This is a genomic window from Erwinia sp. PsM31 (genome assembly GCF_030433775.1).
GTDB classification, from domain to species: domain Bacteria; phylum Pseudomonadota; class Gammaproteobacteria; order Enterobacterales; family Enterobacteriaceae; genus Erwinia; species Erwinia aeris.
On record NZ_JARUWZ010000083.1, the window covers coordinates 1 to 300 of the forward strand.

Genomic DNA, 300 nt, shown 5'->3' on the forward strand with positions numbered 1-300 from the left:
GCAGTTGACTTTTAATCAATTGGTCGCAGGTTCGAATCCTGCACGACCCACCACTTTTTAAGTGGTATCTGATGCAAGACGTGAAGGATGTGAACCTGCAGCAGGTTCGGTTGAGCAAAGCGAAACAACGTTGCCATAAGCAACGGGCCGTCAGGCCGAGGGACGCCGAGTCATCCTGCACGACCCACCACTTTTTAAGTGGTATCTGATGCAAGAAACAGACATTAAGCGGCAGGCAGTACACAGCGGGTCGTTAGCTCAGTTGGTAGAGCAGTTGACTTTTAATCAATTGGTCGCAGG

Annotated in this window: 1 other RNA gene; it reads left to right on the top strand. The window is 50.3% G+C overall.

Features of this window, described 5'->3' with window-relative positions:
* Window positions 1–66 precede the first annotated feature (66 nt).
* Window positions 67–190, top strand: a non-coding RNA gene (locus QCD69_RS22555) — RtT sRNA.
* Window positions 191–300 lie beyond the last annotated feature (110 nt).